Annotated in this window: 15 protein-coding genes; 6 read left to right on the top strand and 9 right to left on the bottom strand. The window is 74.9% G+C overall.

Annotation, left to right across the window (positions count from 1 at the left end):
* Window positions 1–73: 73 nt before the first annotated feature.
* The 7 genes from FHX31_RS13605 to FHX31_RS13575 all read right to left on the bottom strand — a co-directional run bounded on the left by FHX31_RS13605 (window position 74) and on the right by FHX31_RS13575 (window position 8684).
* A complete protein-coding gene (locus FHX31_RS13605; protein WP_013476701.1) occupies window positions 74–1270 on the bottom strand; it encodes an MFS transporter in 1197 nt (398 codons plus the stop codon).
* Window positions 1271–1475: 205 nt separating this feature from the next.
* On the bottom strand, window positions 1476–2501 hold the full coding sequence (locus FHX31_RS13600; RefSeq protein WP_013476700.1) for a mechanosensitive ion channel family protein: 1026 nt from the start codon (window positions 2499–2501) through the stop codon (window positions 1476–1478).
* A gap of 73 nt (window positions 2502–2574) precedes the next feature.
* On the bottom strand, window positions 2575–3849 hold the full coding sequence (locus FHX31_RS13595; RefSeq protein ID WP_013476699.1) for a hypothetical protein: 1275 nt from the start codon (window positions 3847–3849) through the stop codon (window positions 2575–2577).
* Window positions 3850–3903: 54 nt separating this feature from the next.
* Window positions 3904–5538, bottom strand: a complete 1635-nt coding sequence (locus FHX31_RS13590) for a serine/threonine-protein kinase (RefSeq protein ID WP_184976366.1) — start codon at window positions 5536–5538, stop codon at window positions 3904–3906.
* 314 nt (window positions 5539–5852) lie between these two features.
* Window positions 5853–7640 carry a hypothetical protein gene (locus tag FHX31_RS13585; RefSeq protein ID WP_184976364.1) on the bottom strand — a complete coding sequence of 596 codons (1788 nt, stop codon included), beginning with the start codon at window positions 7638–7640 and terminating at the stop codon, window positions 5853–5855.
* A gap of 42 nt (window positions 7641–7682) precedes the next feature.
* Window positions 7683–8123, bottom strand: a complete 441-nt coding sequence (locus FHX31_RS13580) for a DUF4395 domain-containing protein (RefSeq protein ID WP_013476696.1) — start codon at window positions 8121–8123, stop codon at window positions 7683–7685.
* 114 nt (window positions 8124–8237) lie between these two features.
* Complete coding sequence (locus FHX31_RS13575; RefSeq protein ID WP_402883580.1) at window positions 8238–8684, bottom strand: TlpA family protein disulfide reductase; 447 nt, start codon at window positions 8682–8684, stop codon at window positions 8238–8240.
* Window positions 8685–8907: 223 nt separating this feature from the next.
* On the opposite strand from FHX31_RS13575, the gene FHX31_RS13570 reads away from it, so the two are divergent.
* The 6 genes from FHX31_RS13570 to FHX31_RS13545 all read left to right on the top strand — a co-directional run bounded on the left by FHX31_RS13570 (window position 8908) and on the right by FHX31_RS13545 (window position 17763).
* The gene (locus FHX31_RS13570; RefSeq protein WP_184976360.1) at window positions 8908–10041 is read left to right on the top strand and encodes a peptidoglycan recognition protein family protein; all 1134 of its coding nucleotides are present in this window, start codon (window positions 8908–8910) and stop codon (window positions 10039–10041) included.
* Between the two features lie 259 nt (window positions 10042–10300).
* Window positions 10301–13486, top strand: a complete 3186-nt coding sequence (locus FHX31_RS13565) for a penicillin acylase family protein (protein WP_184976358.1) — start codon at window positions 10301–10303, stop codon at window positions 13484–13486.
* 96 nt (window positions 13487–13582) lie between these two features.
* Window positions 13583–14770, top strand: a complete 1188-nt coding sequence (gene dinB / locus FHX31_RS13560) for a DNA polymerase IV (RefSeq protein WP_184976356.1) — start codon at window positions 13583–13585, stop codon at window positions 14768–14770.
* A gap of 105 nt (window positions 14771–14875) precedes the next feature.
* Window positions 14876–15808 (top strand): hypothetical protein, encoded by a 933-nt coding sequence (locus FHX31_RS13555; protein ID WP_091327578.1) that lies wholly within the window; start codon window positions 14876–14878, stop codon window positions 15806–15808.
* 114 nt (window positions 15809–15922) lie between these two features.
* A complete protein-coding gene (locus tag FHX31_RS13550) occupies window positions 15923–17140 on the top strand; it encodes a sensor histidine kinase (protein ID WP_184976354.1) in 1218 nt (405 codons plus the stop codon).
* The gene (locus FHX31_RS13545) at window positions 17137–17763 is read left to right on the top strand and encodes a response regulator (RefSeq protein WP_013286463.1); all 627 of its coding nucleotides are present in this window, start codon (window positions 17137–17139) and stop codon (window positions 17761–17763) included. The genes FHX31_RS13550 and FHX31_RS13545 overlap by 4 nt, the downstream gene beginning before the upstream one ends.
* Before the next feature lie 5 nt (window positions 17764–17768).
* On the opposite strand, the gene FHX31_RS13540 is transcribed toward FHX31_RS13545, so the two are convergent.
* Both FHX31_RS13540 and FHX31_RS13535 read right to left on the bottom strand, forming a co-directional pair.
* Window positions 17769–18482 carry an RraA family protein gene (locus tag FHX31_RS13540; protein WP_184976352.1) on the bottom strand — a complete coding sequence of 238 codons (714 nt, stop codon included), beginning with the start codon at window positions 18480–18482 and terminating at the stop codon, window positions 17769–17771.
* 9 nt (window positions 18483–18491) lie between these two features.
* Window positions 18492–19790 carry an FUSC family protein gene (locus FHX31_RS13535; RefSeq protein WP_091327568.1) on the bottom strand — a complete coding sequence of 433 codons (1299 nt, stop codon included), beginning with the start codon at window positions 19788–19790 and terminating at the stop codon, window positions 18492–18494.
* Between the last annotated feature and the right edge of the window lie 65 nt (window positions 19791–19855).

The raw sequence follows: 19855 nt of genomic DNA, 5'->3' as shown, positions 1-19855 counted from the left end.
GTCCCCCGGGGTCGCCGAATTTCCGGACCAACGCTAGGCCGCGAACGCGACCATTGGTCCCTTTTCTGGCGATTCATGCTCGACCGGTGAGCAGCCAGAGCGCCACCAGCAGGTACGGCAGCACCGCGACCGCGAAGGCAGCCGGGTTGCCCATCGCACCGGCGAGCAGCCCGTACCCGGCGTAGAAGGCGACGATGGTCAGGTCGGTGGCCATTCCGGCGAGCGAGGTGACGGTGGCCCGCGCCGATCCGGTGATCCGGGCCTGGAGCCGCACGTCGGCGAGCACGGTGGCCAGCTGGAACGCGGCGAACGCCGCAGCCAGCAGCACGAACCCCGCCGGGTGCCGCAGCAGCGCCCCGGCCGCCGTCGCCGCGGCCGCGAACACGAGCAGACCGGCGTACCCGCTGTGGGACAGCCGCTCACCCAGCGGCGCGAGCAGCCCGCCCACTGTCATCCCGGCCCACACCAGCAGGAGCAGCAGCGGTACGCCGACCTCGGCCATGCCGGTGTCGGCGGCCAGCAGCCCGGTGTACTCGTCCAGTCCACCCCAGATCGCTGTGACCGCCGCGACCAGCAGCACGGCGGCGCGGACGCGGCGGTCGGCCCGCACCTCGCGCAGGCCCAGGCGCAGGCTGTCCAGCCAGCCGGGCTCGTCGTCACCCCCGCTCGGGACAGGCGCGGCCGGCGGCTGGCGGTGCTCCGGGAAGCGGGCCGCGACGGCAGCCGCCAGCAGGCACGTGACCACGCTCGCCGCGCCGACAGCGAGGTAGCCGCCGAGCGCGAACACCGGCCCGGCGAGCACCCCTGATCCGACCGCGCCGAGCACCTCGGCGGTGCGGGTCCGGCCGATCAGCCGGGCGTACCGGTCGGCCGCGCCGAGGCGTTCCAACTCGGTGAAGACGAGCGCCTCCAGCGCGCCGGAGCGCAGTGCGCCGCCGGCACCCCAGAGCAGGAAGCCCACGGCGAAGGCCGGATACGACGGCAGCAGCACCCAGAGCGCGAACCCGGCGGCGGCCAGCAGCGGCGCGAGGCAGAGCAGCAGGCGGCGCGACACCGCGTCGGCCCACACGCCGGAGGGCACCTCCAGCACGATGCCGGCGGCCGCCCAGAGCACGAACAGCGAGGAGATCTGCCCGACCGACAACCCGGTGTCGGCGAACAGCAGCACGTAGAGCGGGTAGAGCAGGACGAGGTCGGTGAGGAACGCGTACCCGTAGAGCGTCGCCGCCAGGCGGCGGGTCGCTGGTACGCGGGCAGGAGCGACGAGCATGGAACCTTCCCACGGGACGTGACGGACACCGGTCGGAATGCACGGCGTCCGCGGCGGCCCGCGGCCTCGTCGCTCAGGAAGGCATCAACATCGCCAGGTCATGCCGGGATCCTATCCGCCGCGAGGCGCCCGGGTGGTCCCCCGGCGGGCACGAATTCGGGGCGGGACCGTGTGGTCCCGCCCCGGTTCGTCTCCGCTGTTCGGGTCAGCGGCGGAACTTCTCCACGTCGGCCTGCGGAATGACCATGGTGGCCTCGTTGTCCGCGGCCTGCTCGGCGGTCGGCTGGCGCGGCGTGGTCGGCTGGGTGCGCTCGGAGTCCGCGTACGCCGGAATGTGCTGCGTGGCCTCCGCGCCCGCCTGCGACGGCACCGGCTCGGTGGGGTCCTCACTTGCGGCGGCCGTGGTCGACGGGGTGGCCGGGTACGCCGGCACCGGCTGCGTGCGGTCCGCCTCGGCGTCGCGGCTCACCGGCTGGGTCAGCTCGGACTCCGCGTACGGGCCGGTCGCGGCGAGCCGGGCCTCGACGTCGCGCCGGCCGGCCTGGTAGGCGCGGGCGTGCGTGGCGATGGTGCGCGACTCCTCCTCGGCCCGGGTCAGCCAGTTCTCCCAGCGGCTCTGCATCGGCCGGACCAGCCCGCCGCCGACGCCGACGACCAGGATGCCGCCCACGGTGGCGAGCACCGCGATCAGCACCGGGGTGGTGACGGTGGTGGCGACGCCGATCTGGTTGAGCGCGGCGATGACGCCGAGGCCCAGGATGAACACCGAGGCGAGGTTCGCCAGCACCCGGCCGTACGAGAGGCCACCGAGCGCGCTGGAGATGATGTCCTTCACCGCGCGGGCGATGGCCGCGGCGACCACCACGATGACGATGGCGACGAACGCCCGGGGCAGCCAGGCGATCACGCCGGCGATCAGGTCGGAGATGGGGTTCGGGCCCCAGATGCCGAACGCGAGCTGGAGCGTGACCAGCAGCACCCCGTAGTAGGCAAGCTTCGCGACGATGTCGCTGGCGTCGTACTTCGAGCGGGCCAGCGCGGTCTTGATCCCGCCGCGCTCGACGGCCCGGTCGAAGTGGACCCGCTCCAGCACCTTGTCCACGAGCTTCAGCACGGCCTTGGCGATCAGCCAGCCGACGACCAGGATCGCGGCGAACGCGACCGCCTTGGGCAGGAACAGCATCACCGAACGGAACGCGTCGCCCACCGCGTCCCCGAAGTTGTCTCTCATCGAAGGGCCTCCACGTGCGTGGTCCAGGTTTGTTCGGGTGGGGCTACCCGGACGGGCGCGCGCGGAAACGCGGTCAGCCTCCGGGGCAGCGGTAGACGACGCGGGTGCTGGCCTGCGCCGTCGTCGGTTCGACGATGTTGACGGTGGCGATGCCGGTGGTCGTACCGACCCCGGTGAACGTCCACTTGAGGGTGAGCGCGGCGGTCTGCTGCCCGCTGCCGACCCGTTCGGTGAGCACGGCGCCGGGCGGCGCGTCGGAGCGGAACCACTGGTACCGGATCGTTCCGCCGCGCCCGTTGGTGCGCACGGTGGCCACCACGTCGACAGTCACGTCGCAGGCGACACCGGCCGGCCGGGGCACCGCGACGGTGACCCCCTCGACCTCCAGCGGGCGCAGCCGCTGCCACAGGTAGAGGCCGACAGCCAGCAGCAGCACCACGGTGAGCAGCGTGGACAGCACCGAGACGACGCGACGCCAGGCCGGACGCGGCCGGATCGGCGGCGCGGTGGGCCAGGGCGGCGCGGGCGGCGGCGTCGCCGGCACGCCCGGCCCGAAGCGCAGCTCACCGCCCGGGGCCGGCACGCCACTCACCGCCCGCGCGTGGCCGGTCCGATCCGGGTACGCCCCGGCGCCGGTCGCCGCCGTCCCGGTGGTGTGACCCTGATGCGGTACGCCGGTGGGCTGCCAGGAGGCGGTGGGCTGCCACGATGCGGTCGGTTCCGCGCCGGGGCGCTGGGGCGGTTCCGCGCTCGGACGCGGGTGGACGGTGGCCTGTCCGGTCGCGTTTCCGGCTGACGGGCGCATCTGGACCGTCGCCTCGCCCGCCGAGCCGTCGAGGGCCGGACTCAGACTCACTGTCCGCTCCCCCGCCCTGCTGTCCGGAGCCGCCACGAAGTGAACGGTCGCCTCACCTGTGTCGTCTGCCCGGCCTGGGCGCATGTGCACGGTCGGCTCGGCATCGGGCGGTGTCGCCGTGGCCGAGGCGGCGAGGTCTGCGGTGCGGTCGTCTCCGCCGGGGATCGCCGTCAGGTGGACTGTGGGTTCGGCGGTGGGTGGCTGGGCGGCCCCCGCCCCGGGTAGGTGGACGGTGGGCTCCGACCTGCCGGTCGCCGCAGGGGTGTCGACGGCGAGCCGGACGGTCGGCTCCGCGCTCTCGATGACCAGTGCCGTCGTCGGCTCCCCACCCTCGGCAGCCGGCTCCGCCTGCATGACGGCGAGCGGCACCGTCGAGTCGGCGTCGGCTCGGGGCCGGGTGAGATGAACGGTGGGCTCGGCGGCGTCCGCGTCGCCGGTGAGCGGCAGGGCGCGGGTGGGCAGCGCCTCGGTGGGCTCGTCGGGGCGGGTCACGCCGACCGTCCCCGGGACGGGCTGCGGTGCGGGGCAGCGGGCACTGTCGTACTCCTAGCCGGGGGTGCAGTCGTGGTAGAGCGTCACGTACACAGGTGACGTCGAGGTGGTCGTGTTGCCGGCGGCGTCGGCGGCGGTGACCCGGATGGGGATGCGGGCGCTGCGCTTGGGCGTGGACAGCGGGCCGAGCGTGCCGGTGAACACGCCGCGCCCGGCGGCGGCCATCCGGATCGTGCCGGTGGCGCCGTCGACGGTGTAGCCGAAGGTGACCGTGAGCGCGGCCGGGCCGCTGCGGTCGTCGGTGACGGTGGCGGTGACGGTGCTGCTCTTGGCGCCGTAGGGGCAGCCCTTCGGGTCCAGCTCGCCCGGGTCGGCGCTCACGCCGTCCACGACCGGCGCTGTCACGTCCGGTGGCGGCGGGCTGGTGGTGCGCGACGCGCTGGGGGTGGGTGTGCCTGTTCGGGTCGGCGTCCCCGTCGGATCGGGGGTGGCCGACGGCGCGGGAGGCGGCGGCGTGGCGGACACGGTGGACGGGCTGGGCGTCGGTGACGGGCTGGGTGTCTCGGCGCCGGTCGGGTCCGGTACGGGTGCGCCGGTGGTGGCGGGGGCGGCGCTCGCCGGGCCGGTCGGGCCCGCGGCGGACGTGTCGTCGTGGGCGGCGTAGCTGTAGCCTGCGCCGCCGGCCAGGACGGCGGCGGCCAGGGCACCGGCGGCGAGGACGGTACGGGTGCGGCCCTTACGGAACCGTCCGCTCCGGCCGGTGGTGGTCGTGCCGAGTTCGGTGTGCGCGACGGCGGTGGCGCCCTCGGCCCGGTCCGGGAACGGCCACAGCGCGGCCAGCAGCAATGCCCGCCGAGCCAGCTCGCGCAGCCCGCGTTCCTCCCATTCCGGGCCGTAGCCGGTGCCGGCGACCCGTTCCAGCAGCTCCAGGAACGCCTCGGCGGACGGCGGGCGCTCGTCGGGGCGTTTGGCCATGCCGTGGCGCAGCAGTTCGTGCACCGGCGGGGGTGCCGCCTCGGCGGGGATCGGCGCGCTGGCGTGCTGGTCGCGCAGGGAGAGCAGGTCCGGTCCCTGGTACGGGGGGCGGCCGGTGAGGCACTCGAAGAACGTGGCGGTGGCGGCGTAGACGTCGCACGCGGGGCCGGCCGGGGCGCCGGTCCACTGCTCGGGGGCCATGTAGCGGGGCGTGCCGGACACTGTGGTGTCGGAGCCCTGGCCGATCGGCATGGCGATGCCGAAGTCGGCGAGTTTGCTCAGCCCGGCGCCGGTGACCAGCACGTTCTCCGGTTTGTAGTCGCGGTGCACGACGCCGTGGGTGTGTGCGGCGGCCAGACCGGCGAGTGAGCCCTTGAGGACGCAGAGCGCGGCCTCGGGTGTGGTCGGGCCGTGTTCGCGCAGCATCTGGCGCAGTGAGACGCCGTCGACCAGTTCCATCACGATGGCGGCGCCGTGCGGGCTCTCCACGTACTCGTAGAGGCGGCTGACGTGCGGGTCGTCGATCTCGCCGAGGAGCCGGGCCTCGGTGCGGAACGCGGTCCGGAACGCCGAGTCCTCGCCCAGGTCGCGGATCAGGTACTTGATCGCGACGGGGGTGCCGGTCGCGTCGTGGGTGGCGAGCACGACGCTGCCCGACGCGCCGGCGCCGAGCCGGCGGACCGGGGTGTATCCGGACAGTTCCCAGCCGCTCATGCGACAGACTCCACGGCGTCCCACGGGCGGATGTCGGACGCCGCCTCGCTCGTCATTCTCACCGTGGCGCAGCCGACGGCCATCGCCGCAACGGCTGTTTCCGGACGCCGGTCGGCGCCCGGTTCCCCGCGCGGCGCCTCACCGCGCGGCAGGTGGTCGGTATCGGACACACCGTCACGATTACCAGACCCCGGCAACAGCCGTCACCTCGTCGATCATGAAGTTGACAGGGACAAAGAGGACGGATCCCGCCGCCAACTTCATGATCGACGGAGAGGGGGCACGGCGGGAGCGGGCGGGAGAGGGGGCGCGGGTCAGAAGCGGCGGGGCGCGGGGATGCCTGCGGGTGGAGGGGTGCGGAGCAGCCAGAGGGGGTTGCTCGCGCCCACTATCTCGCCGTCGCGGTCGCGGACCTGGGTGCGGACGTACGTGCCGGCGCCGACGCGCACCGGCAGGTCGTACCAGCCCTGCCGCAGCTGCCGCCACGGGACCTGCCCGACCCGGACCGCCGGTGTCGGGTCCGCGACACCGGCCCGGTCGACGTCGCCGGTGACCGTCTCCAGCGTGGCCCCGGCCGGCAGGTCGGTGGCGCGCAGCCGCACCGTGACGGTGTCCTCGGCGAGCACGGCGAGCGCGCCCATCGCGCTGCGGCCACCCAGTTCCAGGTCCAGCGCGCCCCGGTAGCCGGTCAGGTCGGCGAACCACGCCTGCCCGGCGCGCAGCGCCGCGACCAGGTCGTCCCGGCCGGTCGAGGCAGCCCACACGGAGGTGACGTTGCGGTCCCGGCCGGCCCGCCAGTCGGTGCCGTCGTGGTCGTCGGTGACCCCGACGGCGGTGAGCGGGATCGCGTTGCGGGCCGCCACGTCGTACGCCCAGAGGTGGTCCTCGACCGGCCGGCGTCCGATCTCGATCAGGTCGACGCCGAGCGCGTTCCGGCTGACCAGCAGGCGGGCCAGTGATTCGCGGCGTTCGGTGTCCAGCGGGTGGTTCCAGCACACCACCCCGCCGTGCGCGTGCAGGAACTCCACCATCCGTTCGGTGGCGTCGACGTCGTTGTCCCGGTACGGCGGGGACGGGAAGCGCGGCAGCGTGCCGTCGCCGCCGAACCAGTTGAGGTGCCGCACCATCGACACCTCGTACGCCCGGTGGTGGGTGACGCCGGGGTACGCGCCGTCGTAGCCGCGCAGCACCTCGGCGCGCAGTTCCTCGCCCGCCTGGCCGGCGCGGCGGGCGCGGTCGAAGACGAGCCGGTCCACCAGGTACGCGCCGCGCCCGCCACCGGCCGCTGTCACGCCGAGGCGCAGCCCGCGCAGCGAGTTGTCCCCGGCGACCAGGTCGGGCCAGAGCCGCCGCACGTCGGCGAGCAGGTCGAACGTGTGCCGCCGCCAGGCGCCGGGCGGGGCGGGCAGCTCGACGGTGCCGTGCCGGCCGTCGACAGTGTGCCGGACCGTGTCGGCGCCACCGAGGCGGTAGCGCAGCACGAGCTGCCCGGCGGGCCGGCCGGGTCCGGCCGGGTGGTGCGACAGCGCGAGCTCCACGGTGAGCGTGGCGTGCCGGCCCGCCGCTTCGGGGCGTACGTCGAGATGCAGTGTGGTGTCGGAGATGTTGGCGGTGTGCGTCCAGTTCCACGCCTTGCCCGCGTACCAGAGGGTGCCGGAACCGGCGGCGGTGAGGCGCAGCGCGCGGCCCGGGCCGTCGGGGGCGTCCGGCGCGTCCACGAAGTCGGCGGCCGAGGCGGTCAGCCGTCCCTCGGTGGCGGGCTGCCAGGTCCAGGCGAGGCCGCCCTCGCGTTCCTCCGGGCCGTCGAAGTGGACGACCCGGCGGTGGTCGTGGGCGGCCACCCGGAAGTCGTGGTCGGTCCACCACAGCACGTCGACGCCGTTGCGGCGGGCCTGGTCGAGGTGGGCGGCGTAGCTGGCCACGCCCTCGCTGAACGAGGCGTGCAGGTGCATCGCCATGCTGACCGGCCGCCGGCCGCGCGGCGGGGGCGGCGGCCCGTCGTTCGTGGCGGCCAGCCCGATCGGCACGCCGATCCCGGCGACCGCCAGCCCGCCCGCGGCGACGAGCACGCTGCGCCGGTCCAGCCGCCCGCGACCCGCCATGCCACTCCCCCCGTCCGCCGGGGCCAGCGTACGGGCGGAACCTCAGCGCGGGGGCACCGCCACCCGGGCGGCGAGGGGGCGTCCGGCCAGCCGCCGGATCGTCAGGTACGCCTCGCAGCCGAGGCAGAGCCCGAACGCGGCGTTGAGGAAGGCGGCGGCCAGCGCCGCGCCGGTGGCGGCCAGGCCGAGCGCGGGCAGCCCGGCGAACCAGCCGGCCGCGCCGACGACGCTGAAGACCAGGCCGACGACCTGGGCGAAGCGCACCGGAGCGACCGGCTCCAGCTCCGCCGGCGGGTCCAGCCGGGGCGCCACCAGGGCGCGGAACAGCAGGCCGTACGGGCCGACGCGCGGGTTCAGGGCGGTGAGCGCGAACACGACGGCCTGGGCGAGCAGGAGCAGCCCGGAGCCGGTGACGAGGACGATCGCGAGGACGACTGTGGTGAGGACGGCGGCGAAGCGCGGTCCCCGGGGGTCGAGCAGCATGGGGTGGTTCCGTTCGTGCGGGGGCGGTCGGTCAGGCGGGACGCGCCGCCGCACAGAGGCTCGTGGCGAGCCGGCCGTGGTCCACCACCCGGCGGCGGGTCAGCCGTACACCGGTCATCGCGCCGCCCCGGCCGTGAGCGCGGCGATCAGGTCGTCGCGGTCGGGCACGCCGGCGGCGCGGCGCACGACGCGGCCTGCGGTGTCCACCACCAGCACCGTCGGGGTACGCCACACGTCCAGTTCCCGGGCCGCGTCGAGGTGTTCGTCCACGCCCACCTCCAGCACCGCGATCCCGTCGAGGCGGGTGGCGACGTCGGCGAGCACCCGGCGGGCGGCCCGGCAGGGCGCGCAGACCGGGGCGGAGAACTGCACCAGCGTGACCTCGCCGGGGCGTACCCCGAGGGCGGTGAGGGTGGCCCGGTGCGGCGCGTCGGTGGCCGATGGGCGCTTCCGGACGGCGCGCAGCCGCCCGTCGTGGCGGCGGCGCCACCAGCCGAACGCGGTGGCGGCCGCGAGCACCGCGACGAGCACGACGATCCGGGTCGGGCTGGGCGACTGCATGGGCCCAGGCTGCCACGGCGGGTCGCGGAAGGCCATGGTCCGTCCCGGTCAGCGGACGTGAGATCGCCTACTCCGGCGGTAGGAGCAGCCGGCTCACCGGCCGGTGAACGTCGCTTTTGTCCTCTGGCGCACCGCGCGAGCTTGGCAATATTCTCCACCACGCGCGCAGTCGTTGCAGTTCCTTTACATCGCCCGGCGCCGGCCGGGCCATCGAGGAGGCGAGATGCACTTCGACCACCCCGAGCTGGACCGCCGTACGCTGCTGCGGGCCGGTCTCGGCGCCGCCGCGGTCGCGGTCGTCGGCAGTGAGCTCGCCCTGCCGGGCACCGCGCAGGCCGCGCCGGGCGCGGACCTCGACTGGATCATCAGCTGCGACGAGTGGGCCGCCCGTCCGCCGGCCGACCCGCTGTCGGTGAGCGCGATCCCGACCAACAAGATCATCGTGCACCACATGGCGTTCCCGAACGTCACGGACTACTCCGAGGAGCACGCCAAGCAGCTCGCCCGTGACTGCCAGGACCTGCACATGGACGGCAACCGCTGGTCCGACACCGGGCAGCACTTCACTGTGAGCCGCGGCGGTCACGTCCTGGAGGGACGCCACGGCAGCCTGGACCGGCTGCGCGCCGGCGACCGGCAGATGATCGCCGCGCACTGCCCGGGCGAGAACGGGCGGGCCATCGGCATCGAGAACGAGGGCACCTACGTCACCGAGACGCCGCCGGAGGAGCTGCTCGACTCCCTCGCCCGGCTGTGCACAGCGATCTGCCGGCAGTACGGGCTGCACGCCCACGACATCTTCGGTCACTGGGACTTCCGCGCCACGCTCTGCCCGGGCGCGATGTTCTACCGGGAGTTCCCGGCGCTGCGCCGCGCGGTGTTCGAGAAGCTCGGCACGAAGCTGGGCGACGTGCCGGCCCGCCGCTGGCCGGACATCTGGCGCTTCGTCGGCGGCCCGGTGGTCCGGGTCGCGCAGTACCTGCTCACGTTCCGCGGCTACACCGTGCCGGTGACGGGCGTGTTCGACGCGGCCACGGTCGCGGCCGTGCAGGACTGGCAGGCGCGCAACGGCATCCCGGTCGACGTCGACGCCACGCTCACGGCGCCGACGTGGGAGACCCTGGCCCCGGAGCTGGACCAGAAGTCGTCGGGCGTCCCGGTGGTGGCCGCGCAGTTCATGCTCGCCTCCAAGGGCTACGCCGAGGTCACCCCGACCGGCGAGTACGACCACGCCACCCGCACTGCGGTGAAGGACCTCCAGCGCCTGCACGGACTACCGCCCAACGGCAAGATCAGCACCACTACCTGGTGCGCGCTCGTGGGGGGTGTGGTGCGCCAGTCGTTCCACAAGCACTGACGGCGCACCGGCGGGGAGAGCGGTGGGGGTGGCAACGGCGCCACCCCCACCGCGTCGTTGCGGGATGGAACGCGACGAAACGTCGGCATTGACGACTGGTGAACGACGGCTATCCCGGACGGCGGTGGTGCGCCGATCATTGCCCGCAGATAGATATGAGTCATTCTCACCTCCGGGCAGAACGCCCGGGCGCGGAGGCCGAGACGCCGTCAGCCGGGCGTACCGAACGGCCCTACTCCGCGTCCCCCGGAGGATCGCCATGCCATTACCCGCCATCCGTGCCCGCCTCGCGGCGCTCACCGCCGCCGCCCTCACCGCGAGCGTCCTGACGGTCATCGCGCCGTCACCGGCGCTCGCCGCCACCACGTTCACCCCCGACGACTACTGCCTCGGCCAGTGCGCCGACATCCTGCCCCCCGGCCAGAACGGCAACGCCACACTCGCCGGCATCCTGGCCCACCAGGCGCTCGGCACCCGTCCCGCGCACTCCAGCGACCAGCTCGACGAGTACGCCAACCTGGTCTACAACTACGCCGGGCTGACCGACGAGCAGATCGCCCACTTCTACAACGACGCCTCGTTCGGCGTCCCCGACGCCCAGGTCGAGAGCAGGATCTCGCCACGCTCGGACGTCACCATCGTGCGGGACAAGGCCACCGGCGTCCCGCACGTCACCGGCACCACCCGCGCCGGCACCATGTTCGGCGCCGGGTACGCCGGCGCCCAGGACCGGCTCTGGGTGATGGACCTGCTGCGGCACGTCGGCCGCGGCAACGTCAGCTCGTTCGCCGGCGGCGCGCCGGGCAACCGGGAGCTGGAGCAGAGCGTCTGGGCCAACTCGCCCTACACCGAGGCGGACCTCCAGGCCCAGGTCGACGCGCTGCGCCTCAAGGGCACCCGGGGCCAGCAGCTCTACACCGACGTCGTCGACTACATCGCCGGCATCAACGCCTACATCGACAAGTCGATCGCCGACGACAACTACCCCGGCGAGTACGTGCTCACCGGCGCCGGGAAGCCGAAGCACTTCACCATGACCGACCTGATCGCCACCGCCGGTGTCATCGGCGGGCTGTTCGGCGGGGGCGGCGGCAGCGAGATGCAGTCCGCGCTGGTCCGGGTGGCCGCCCGGGCCAAGTACGGCCCGACCGAGGGCGACCGGGTCTGGACGGCGTTCCGCTCGCAGAACGACCCGGAGACCGTGCTGACGCTGCACGACGGGCAGAGCTTCCCGTACGGCGCGACGCCGCCCGGCGCGACCAGCGCGGTGCTGCCGGACGCCGGGACTGTGGTCGCCGAGCCGCTCGCGTACGACGCCACCGGCGGAGCCGCCGCCCGCACCGGCAGCAGCGCCGCCACCAAGGACCTGGTCGGTGGCCTGTCCAACCTGCGGGCGCACGGCATGTCCAACGCGGTAGTGATCTCCGGCCGGCACACCACCACCGGCAACCCGGTGGCCGTGTTCGGCCCGCAGACCGGCTACTTCGCGCCGCAACTGCTCATGCTCCAGGAACTCCAGGGGCCGGGCATCAGCGCACGCGGCGCGGCGTTCGCCGGGCTGAACCTCTACGTGCTGCTCGGCCGCGGCCAGGACTACGCGTGGAGCGCCACCTCCGCCTCCCAGGACCTGACCGACACGTACGCCGTGCCGCTGTGCACCACCGACGGCAGCGCGCCGACACTGCGCTCCAACCGCTACCTCTACCGCGGCCAGTGCCTCGCCATGGAGGTGCTGGAGAAGCGCAACTCCTGGTCGCCGACGCTCGCCGACTCCACCCCGGCCGGCGCGTACACGCTGCGCTCGCTGCGCACCAAGTACGGGCTGGTGGCCTACCGCGGGCTGGTGAACGGGCAGCCCACCGCGTTCACCAAGCTGCGCTCCACCTACCGGCACGAGGCCGACTCGGCGATCGGCTTCCAGGCGTACAACGACCCGGCGGCGATGGGCAGCGCGGCGGCGTTCCAGGCGTCCGCGGCCAGCGTCGGGTACGCGTTCAACTGGTTCTACGTCAACTCGACCGAGGCGGCGTACTACAACTCCGGCTCCAACCCGGTCCGCCCGTCCGGGCTCGACCCGAACCTGCCCGCGAAGGCGGAGCCGGCGTACGAGTGGGCCGGCTGGAACCCGGACACCAACGACGCCACGTACGCCCCGGCGTCGGCCCACCCGCAGTCGGTCAACCAGGACTACTACGTCAGCTGGAACAACAAGCAGGCGCGTGACTTCGGCGCGGCCGACGGCAACTTCAGCTACGGCGCGGTGCACCGGGGTCAGCTGCTCGACGGTCCGGTGAAGGCGGCCATCGCCCAGCGCAAGGTCGGCCGTGCCGACATCGTGCGGATCACCGCCGAGGCGGCGGTGACCGACCTGCGCGGTCAGCAGGTCCTCGGCGAACTGCTGCGGGTGCTCGACAGCACGCCGGTCACCGACCCGGCGCTGGCCGCCGCGGTGACCAAGCTGCGGGCCTGGCAGCAGGCCGGTTCGCGGCGGGTGGAGACGTCACCCGGCTCGAAGGTCTACCAGCACGCCGAGGCCATCCGGATCTTCGACGCCTGGTGGCCGCTGCTCGCCTCGGCGCAGTTCCGTCCCGGGCTCGGCGCCGACCTGTACGGCGCGCTCGTCGGCGCCCTCCAGGTCAACGAGGCCCCCTCGGGCGGCCAGAACGGCGCCCGCGACGGCACCGTGAACTGGGCGGCGCAGGGCCAGGCCCACAAGGGCTCGGCGTTCCAGTACGGCTGGTGGGGTTACGTCGACAAGGACCTGCGGGCCGTGCTCGGCGACCCGGTGGCCGGCGGCCTCGGGCGCACGTACTGCGGCAACGGCAACCTGGGCGCGTGCCGGCAGTCGCTGCTGGACACGCTCGGTCAGGCCGCGGCGGCGCCGGCGACCACCGTCTACCCGGGCGACTCGTCCTGCGGGGCGGGCGACCAGTGGTGCGCGGACTCGATCGCCCAGTCCGGGCTCGGCGGCATCACCCACCCGCTGATCGCCTGGCAGAACCGGCCCACGTACCAGCAGGTCGTCTCGTTCCCGGCGCGCCGGGGCGACGCGGTGACCAACCTGGCGCAGGGCCGTACCGCCACCGCGTCCAGCACGCAGTTCCTGACCAGCAACACCCCGGCGAAGGCGGTGGACGGCAGTCTCGGCACCCGGTGGGCCAGCAGCTACAACGACAACCAGTGGCTGCGGGTGGATCTCGGATCGGCCCGGACGATCAGCCGGGCGGTGCTGCGGTGGGAGGCCGCGTACGCCACCGGCTACCGGATCGAGGTCTCCGGTGACGGCAACTCCTGGCAGCCGGTGTTCAGCACCACCGCCGGCAACGGCGGCGTCGACAACGTGACGTTCGCCCCGGTCAGCGCACGCTACGTGCGGATGTACGGCGTCACGCGGGCCACCTCGTACGGCTTCTCGCTCTACGAGTTCGAGGTCTACGGACGGTGACCGCACGCGACCGGCCGGCGGGTGCTCCCGCCGGCCGGTCGTCGTGTCCGGGCAGGTCAACACCGTCGATTCGAACACGTGTGCGAAGATGGCGGGGTGTCGAGCGAGGCCACCATCCTGCACGCCGACCTGGACGCGTTCTACGCCTCGGTCGAGCAGCGCGACGACCCCCGGCTGCGCGGCCGGCCGGTGATCGTCGGCGGCGGCGTGGTGCTCGCGTGCAGCTACGAGGCCAAGGCCCGGGGCGTGCGCAGCGCGATGGGCGGCCGGCAGGCGCGGCGGCTCTGCCCGGACGCGATCGTGGTGCCGCCCCGGATGGCCGCGTACACGGCCGCCAGCCGGGCGGTGTTCGAGATCTTCCGGCACACCACCCCGCTCGTCGAAGGGCTCAGCATCGACGAGGCGTTCCTCGACGTGGGTGGGCTGCGGCGGCTCTCCGGAGCGCCGGCCGCCGTCGCGGCCACGCTGCGGGAGCGGGTACGCCGCGAGGTCGGCCTGCCGATCACCGTCGGCGTGGCCCGGACGAAGTTCCTGGCGAAGGTGGCCAGCGGCGTGGCGAAGCCGGACGGGCTGCTGGTGGTCGAGCCGGACCGGGAACTGGCGTTCCTGCACCCGCTGCCTGTCGAACGGCTGTGGGGCGTCGGCCCGGTCACCGCCGCGCGGCTGCGCGACCGCGGCATCCGTACCGTCGGGCAGGTGGCCCGGCTGGACGAGCCGGCGCTGGTGTCGCTGCTCGGCGCGGGCGCCGGGCGGCACCTGCACGCCCTGGCGCACAACCGCGACCCCCGGGCGGTGCAGGTGGGCCGCCGTTGCTCCTCGATGGGCGCGCAGCATGCGCTGGGACGCGGCCCGCACTCCCCCGCCGACCTGGACGCGGTGCTGGCCGGGCTGGTCGACCGGGTCACCGGCCGGATGCGCGCGGCCCGGCGCACCGGCCGCACGGTGACGCTGCGGCTGCGCTTCGCCGACTACACACGGGCCACCCGGTCGCACACCATCGACGAGCCGACCGCGCAGACCGGGCCGCTGCGGGCCGCCGCCCGTGACCTGCTGCGCGCCGCGCTGCCGCAGATCGCGGAACGGGGCGTCACGCTTCTCGGCGTGTCGGTGGGCAACCTGGGCAGCGGGCACACCCAGCTCACCCTGCCGTTCACCGCCGAACCCGGCCCGGCGCTGGACGCCGCCGTCGACGCGGTGCGGGACCGCTTCGGCTCGCGGGCGCTGACCCGCGGCGTGCTGCTCGGCCGCGACCCGGGCGTCGAGATGCCCCGGCTGCCGGACTGACCGCCCGGCCTCCTCCCGGAGTAGGAGACGGGCTCCGACCCGTGACCGCGGGTGCGGCCTCCGGGCGGGCGCGACCGGCCCGGCCCGTCACGAGCATCTACAGGCATGACTACCCTGCGGAACCGGGCGGCCGGATGGCACCGCCCCCTGATGCTCCTCGTGTCCGCGATGGCGGTGCTCACCGTCGTCGCCGCGGTCGGCGTCGTGGCCGACCCGCGCGTGCTCACCGGCGCGCCCATCTGGCTCAAGCCGCTGAAGTTCGCGATCTCGTTCGTGCTCTACGGCGTCACGCTCGCCTGGATGCTGTCCCTGCTGCCCCGCCGCAGCCGGGCGGCCGAGCGGGCCGCCACCGTGATCGTGGCCATGTCCGTGCTGGAGATGGTCGTCATCGTGGGTCAGGTGCTCCGGGGCACCACCAGTCACTTCAACGGCACCACGACGCTGAACGCGGTGCTGTTCGACGTCATGGGCGTGGCGATCACCGTGTTGTTCGCGGCCCAGTTCGTGCTGGCGGTCGTGCTGGCCCGCCGGTCCCTTCCGGACCGGGCCGGCGGGTACGCGGTCCGGCTCGGTCTCGCCGTGTCCCTGCTCGGCATGCTCGTCGCGTTCCCGATGGTGGTGCAGCGCCCGGCCGGCGCGGCCGCCGGGATCAGCGGCGCGCACAGCGTCGGTGTGCCCGACGGCGGCCCGGGGCTGCCGCTGCTCGGCTGGAGCACCACCGGCGGTGACCTGCGCGTCGGGCACTTCGTCGGGATGCACGCGTTGCAGGCGCTGCCGCTGCTGGCGATCCTGCTCGACCGGTTCCTCGGCGCGCGGCTGGACGAGCTGACCCGGGCCCGGCTGGTGCTCGTCGGCGGCGCCGCGTACGCCGGGCTCACCCTGCTGGTGACCGGGCAGGCGTTGCGCGGGCAGCCGCTGGTGGCCCCGGACGCGCTCACGCTCGCCGCGGCGGGGGTGCTGGTGGCGGCCACGGCGACGGCCACCACGCTGGTGCTGGCCCGCCGCAGCCCGCGTACCGGTGTGGTGCTGGTCGGATGAGCACCACGGTCTCCGGCCCGCTCGGCCCGGCGGTCCACCTCGGACCGCCGGGCGGGCGGCGGCGGCCGGTGAACGCGGTGGCCTCCGGCCGCACCGGTTGCCTAGGCTGACGCCGTGGCCTGGGTCGGTCGGCTGTTCGACGCGCGCGACACGCTCGCGCGGATCCTGCTGCTGGACCTCAGCGGCATCGGCTACCTGGTCTTCGGCGCGCACGGCGGCCCGGCCGCCACCGGTACGCAGTGGGCGCTGGCGGTCCCGGCGTTCGTGCTGGCGCTGCTGTGCCACCGCCGTCCGCTGCTGAACCTGCTGATCCAGGCGGTCCTGCTGGTCGCCGCGCTCGTCCTGGTCGACGACGTGATGATCAACCAGGTCGGTGCGAGCTGGGCGCTGCTGGAGCTGACGATGCGGGCCACCCGGCCCCGCACCGTCTGGCTGGGCGCCGGGCTGCTCGCCGTCGTCGACCTGACCAGCCTGATCGGCGAACCGGTCCGCGCGGCGCTCACCGGCCTGTTCGGGCTGGCCGTCACCGTCGGCCTGCCGCTGCTGCTCGGGCTGGTCGTGCGGACCACCCGGGAACTCGGGCGGCAGGCCGAGGAGCGGGCCGAGGCGGAACGGCGACGGCGCGAGTCGGAGAGCCGGGCGGCCCGTGCCGACGAGCGCGGCGCCATCGCCCGGGAACTGCACGACGTGCTCGCGCACCACGTCGCGTCGATGGTGCTACGGGTCGGCGTGGCCCGGCACGTGCTGCCGGACCTGGACCCCCGGGTCGGCGAGGTGTTCGACGACGTGCACGCCACCGGCACGGCCGCCCTGACCGACCTGCGGCGGCTGGTGGCGGTGCTGCGCGACCCGGACGGCCTTCGCGGCGACGCCGCCCTGACCGCGATCGAGCCGGCGGCGCTGCCGGCCGCGCTCGGCGCGGCGGTCGACCGGGCCCGGCAGGCAGGCGTCGTGGTGGAGGCCGACATCGACCCCGCGGTCGGCACGCTCGACGCGGTACGCGGCCAGGCGGTGCTGCGACTGACCCAGGAGGCGTTGACGAACGTGGCGAAACACGCCGGCGCGGCGGCCCGCGCACACCTGACCGTGTCGGTCGAGGACGGCGCGGTGCACTGGACGGTGACCGACGACGGGCGGGGCGCCGCGCCGGCCGGGGTGCCCACCGGCGGCGGCCACGGCATCGTCGGGATGCGGGAGCGGGTCGAGGTGCTCGGCGGGCGGCTGGAGGCCGGGCCCACCGGGTCCGGCTGGCGGGTCCGGACCGTGCTGCCCCCGGCCGAGTCCGCCCACCGGGCGCCCCGGCCCCGGGCGGGCACGCCGGAGCCGGCGTGATCCGGGTGCTGCTGGTCGACGACCAGCACCTCATCCGGGCCGGCCTGCGGATGCTCTGCGACGCCCAGCCCGACCTCGAGGTCGTCGGCGAGGCCGACAACGGCCGGGACGCGGTCGCCCTCGCCGCGCGGCTGCGACCCGACGTGGTGGTGATGGACCTGCGGATGCCCGGCGTCGACGGGATCACCGCGACCAGCCGGATCCTCGCCGACCGGCCCGCCACCCGGATCATGGTGCTCACCACGTTCGGCGACGACGACCACCTCTACCCCGCGCTCACCGCCGGTGCCTGCGGGTTCCTGCTCAAGGACGCGCCCCCGGCCGACCTGCTCGACGGCGTCCGCCGCGCCGCCGCCGGGGACAGCCCGTTCAGCCCGGACGTCCTGCGCCGGCTGGTCGAACGCGCGGTGCACGCCCGCGCCGGCGCGCCCCGGCGGACGGCCGACCTGACCGCGCGCGAACAGGACGTGCTGGACCTGGTCGCCGACGGCCTGTCGAACACCGAGATCGCCGACCGGCTGCACATCGGGGTGACCACGGTGAAGACGCACATCACCAGCCTGATGACCAAGACCGGCAGCGCCAACCGGGTACGCCTGGCGCTGTGGGCGCGCGGCGGCTGACCCGGTCACTCCTCGATCGCGCCGCCCACCGCCCGCAGGTGCGCCCGGAACGTCAGCGCCGGGTCCGCCTCCCGGGCCGCCAGGTACGCGCCGAACCCGACCTGCGCGCGCAGCGACTCCCCGGCCCGGATCCGGTCGGCCTGCCGCAGTTCGGTGTCCCGGATGGACTCGGCCAGGTCGAACAGTTCCCCGGCCCGATCGGCGGGTACGAACAGCACACCGTCGTCGTCGGCCAGCGCCAGATCCTGCGGGCCGACGGTGAACGGCCCGACCATGGCGTGCGCCAGCGCACCGTCCGGACGCGGGTCCAGCTCCAGGGGCCCGCTCGGGGTGACGCCGAGGCTGAACACCGGCAGCCCGACCGCGACGAGGTCCGCGGTGTCCCGGTGCGCGCCCCACACCACCAGCCCGGCCAGGCCGGCCGCCCGCGCCTCCAGCACCACCAGGTCGCCGACGCAGGCCCGGTCGGTGCGCCCGCCGTCGTCGACGACGAGCACGTCCCCCTCGGCGGCCTGCTCGATCGCCTCCAGGAAGACGTCCACGCTGCCGGCGTGCCGGGCCGGGCGGACCCGGCCGGCCAGACGCCGCCCGGGCAGCACCGGGACGACGGCGGACGGAGCGCAGCGGACGGGGACACCGGCGCGCAGGCAGGCGTCGGCGACGTGCGCGGTGGTGAGCGCGGCGAAGCGGGCGGCCGGTGCGTCCTGACGGATGTCCATGCGCCGACGCTAACCAGCCGGACCGGCTCGGGCAGGTGCCAGTTCACGCCCGGTGGCCTTCGGCTGGTGCCGTCCGGCGGGCCGGCGCGGGACCGGCCGGCTCATCCGGGCCCGGACCGGCGGGCGCGCCTCCGCCTCCCCCGCCCCGGCGGCCCGGCGCACTGTTCCGTTGGCGTCCTCGGGCCGGCAGCCGGTGGCCCGCAGCAGCTCGCTCTGCCCGGTCCGCAGGTCGCTGATCATCGCCTCGCCGTAGGTGCGCACGCCCTGCGACCAGGCGCGCCCGGCCAGCTCGGCGCCCTGCCGGACCAGCTCCCGGGTGCGTTCCAGATCCTCTCCGGACTTGCAGGCCCGCTCCAGCTCCCGCACCGCCTCGCCGAGGCGGGCCACCGCGTCGGGCAGCGCGGGCGGGATCGGCTCGTCGTACTGCAACGCGGTGGCGGAGCGGCGGGCGATCGAGCGGGCGTACAGGAGCAGCCGTTCGAGGTGCTGGGTCGCGTCGGCGTACCTGTGGAACTGGGCGCGGCGGTGCCAGCGGGCCGGCGCGATGGTGACCACCTCCTCGGCCCCGCTGAGCGCGTCGTTGAGCCGCCCGATGTCCGGTTCGAGCCCGCGCAGGTCCTCCAGGGCGCGCTGGGCCGCGTCGGCGTCCCGCCGGGTCAGCGCGTGGGCGACGGCGTCGAGCTGCTCGGTGAGCCGGGCGACCACCGGTTCCACCGCCCGGTCCAGCACGCGGATCGGGTTGACCGGCAGCAGCAGCGCCACCACGAACAGACCGACCAGGCCGCCGACCAGCGCATCGAAGATGCGGGGCAGCTCCAGGCCGGGCTGCACCGGCGCGAGCGTGGCGATCAGCACCGCCGTGCCGCCGGCCTGGCCGACGAGCGCGCCGCCGCGCCCGGCCACCAGCAGGGCGGTGGCGATGGCGAGCGTGACCACCAGGCCGGTCTGCCAGGAACCGCTGCCGAGCAGCGCGCGCAGCAGGTCACCGACCACGATGCCGAGGCCGACGCCGACGAGCAGCTCGAACGTGCGCCGGGCACGCTGGCCGATGGCGGTGGCGATGGTGCCGACCGCGGCGGCGGGAGCGAAGACGTGCGCGCCGGAGCCGAGCAGCTCCTGGGCGAGCAGCGCGGCGAGCGCCGCGGCCAGCCCGGCCTGCGCGGAGATCACCACGGTGATCTCCAGCTGGCGCAGCCGGTTCCGGCCGGCCGCGCCGCCCTGGGCGCGGGCCCGGGAGAGCGCGAGACCGCCCCGCTCGACCGCCCGGTCCAGGGGCGAGCGGACGGTGTCGGCGCGGCGGTCGGTCATGACGGCGGTTACCCGGCTCCGGGCCGGTGAATCGTCTCCCGGCCGTGCCCCGCGCGCCGTGGGCG

This window comes from Micromonospora sp. CNZ286 (genome assembly GCF_014207755.1).
This window is presented reverse-complemented; position numbering and strand designations above follow the sequence as displayed.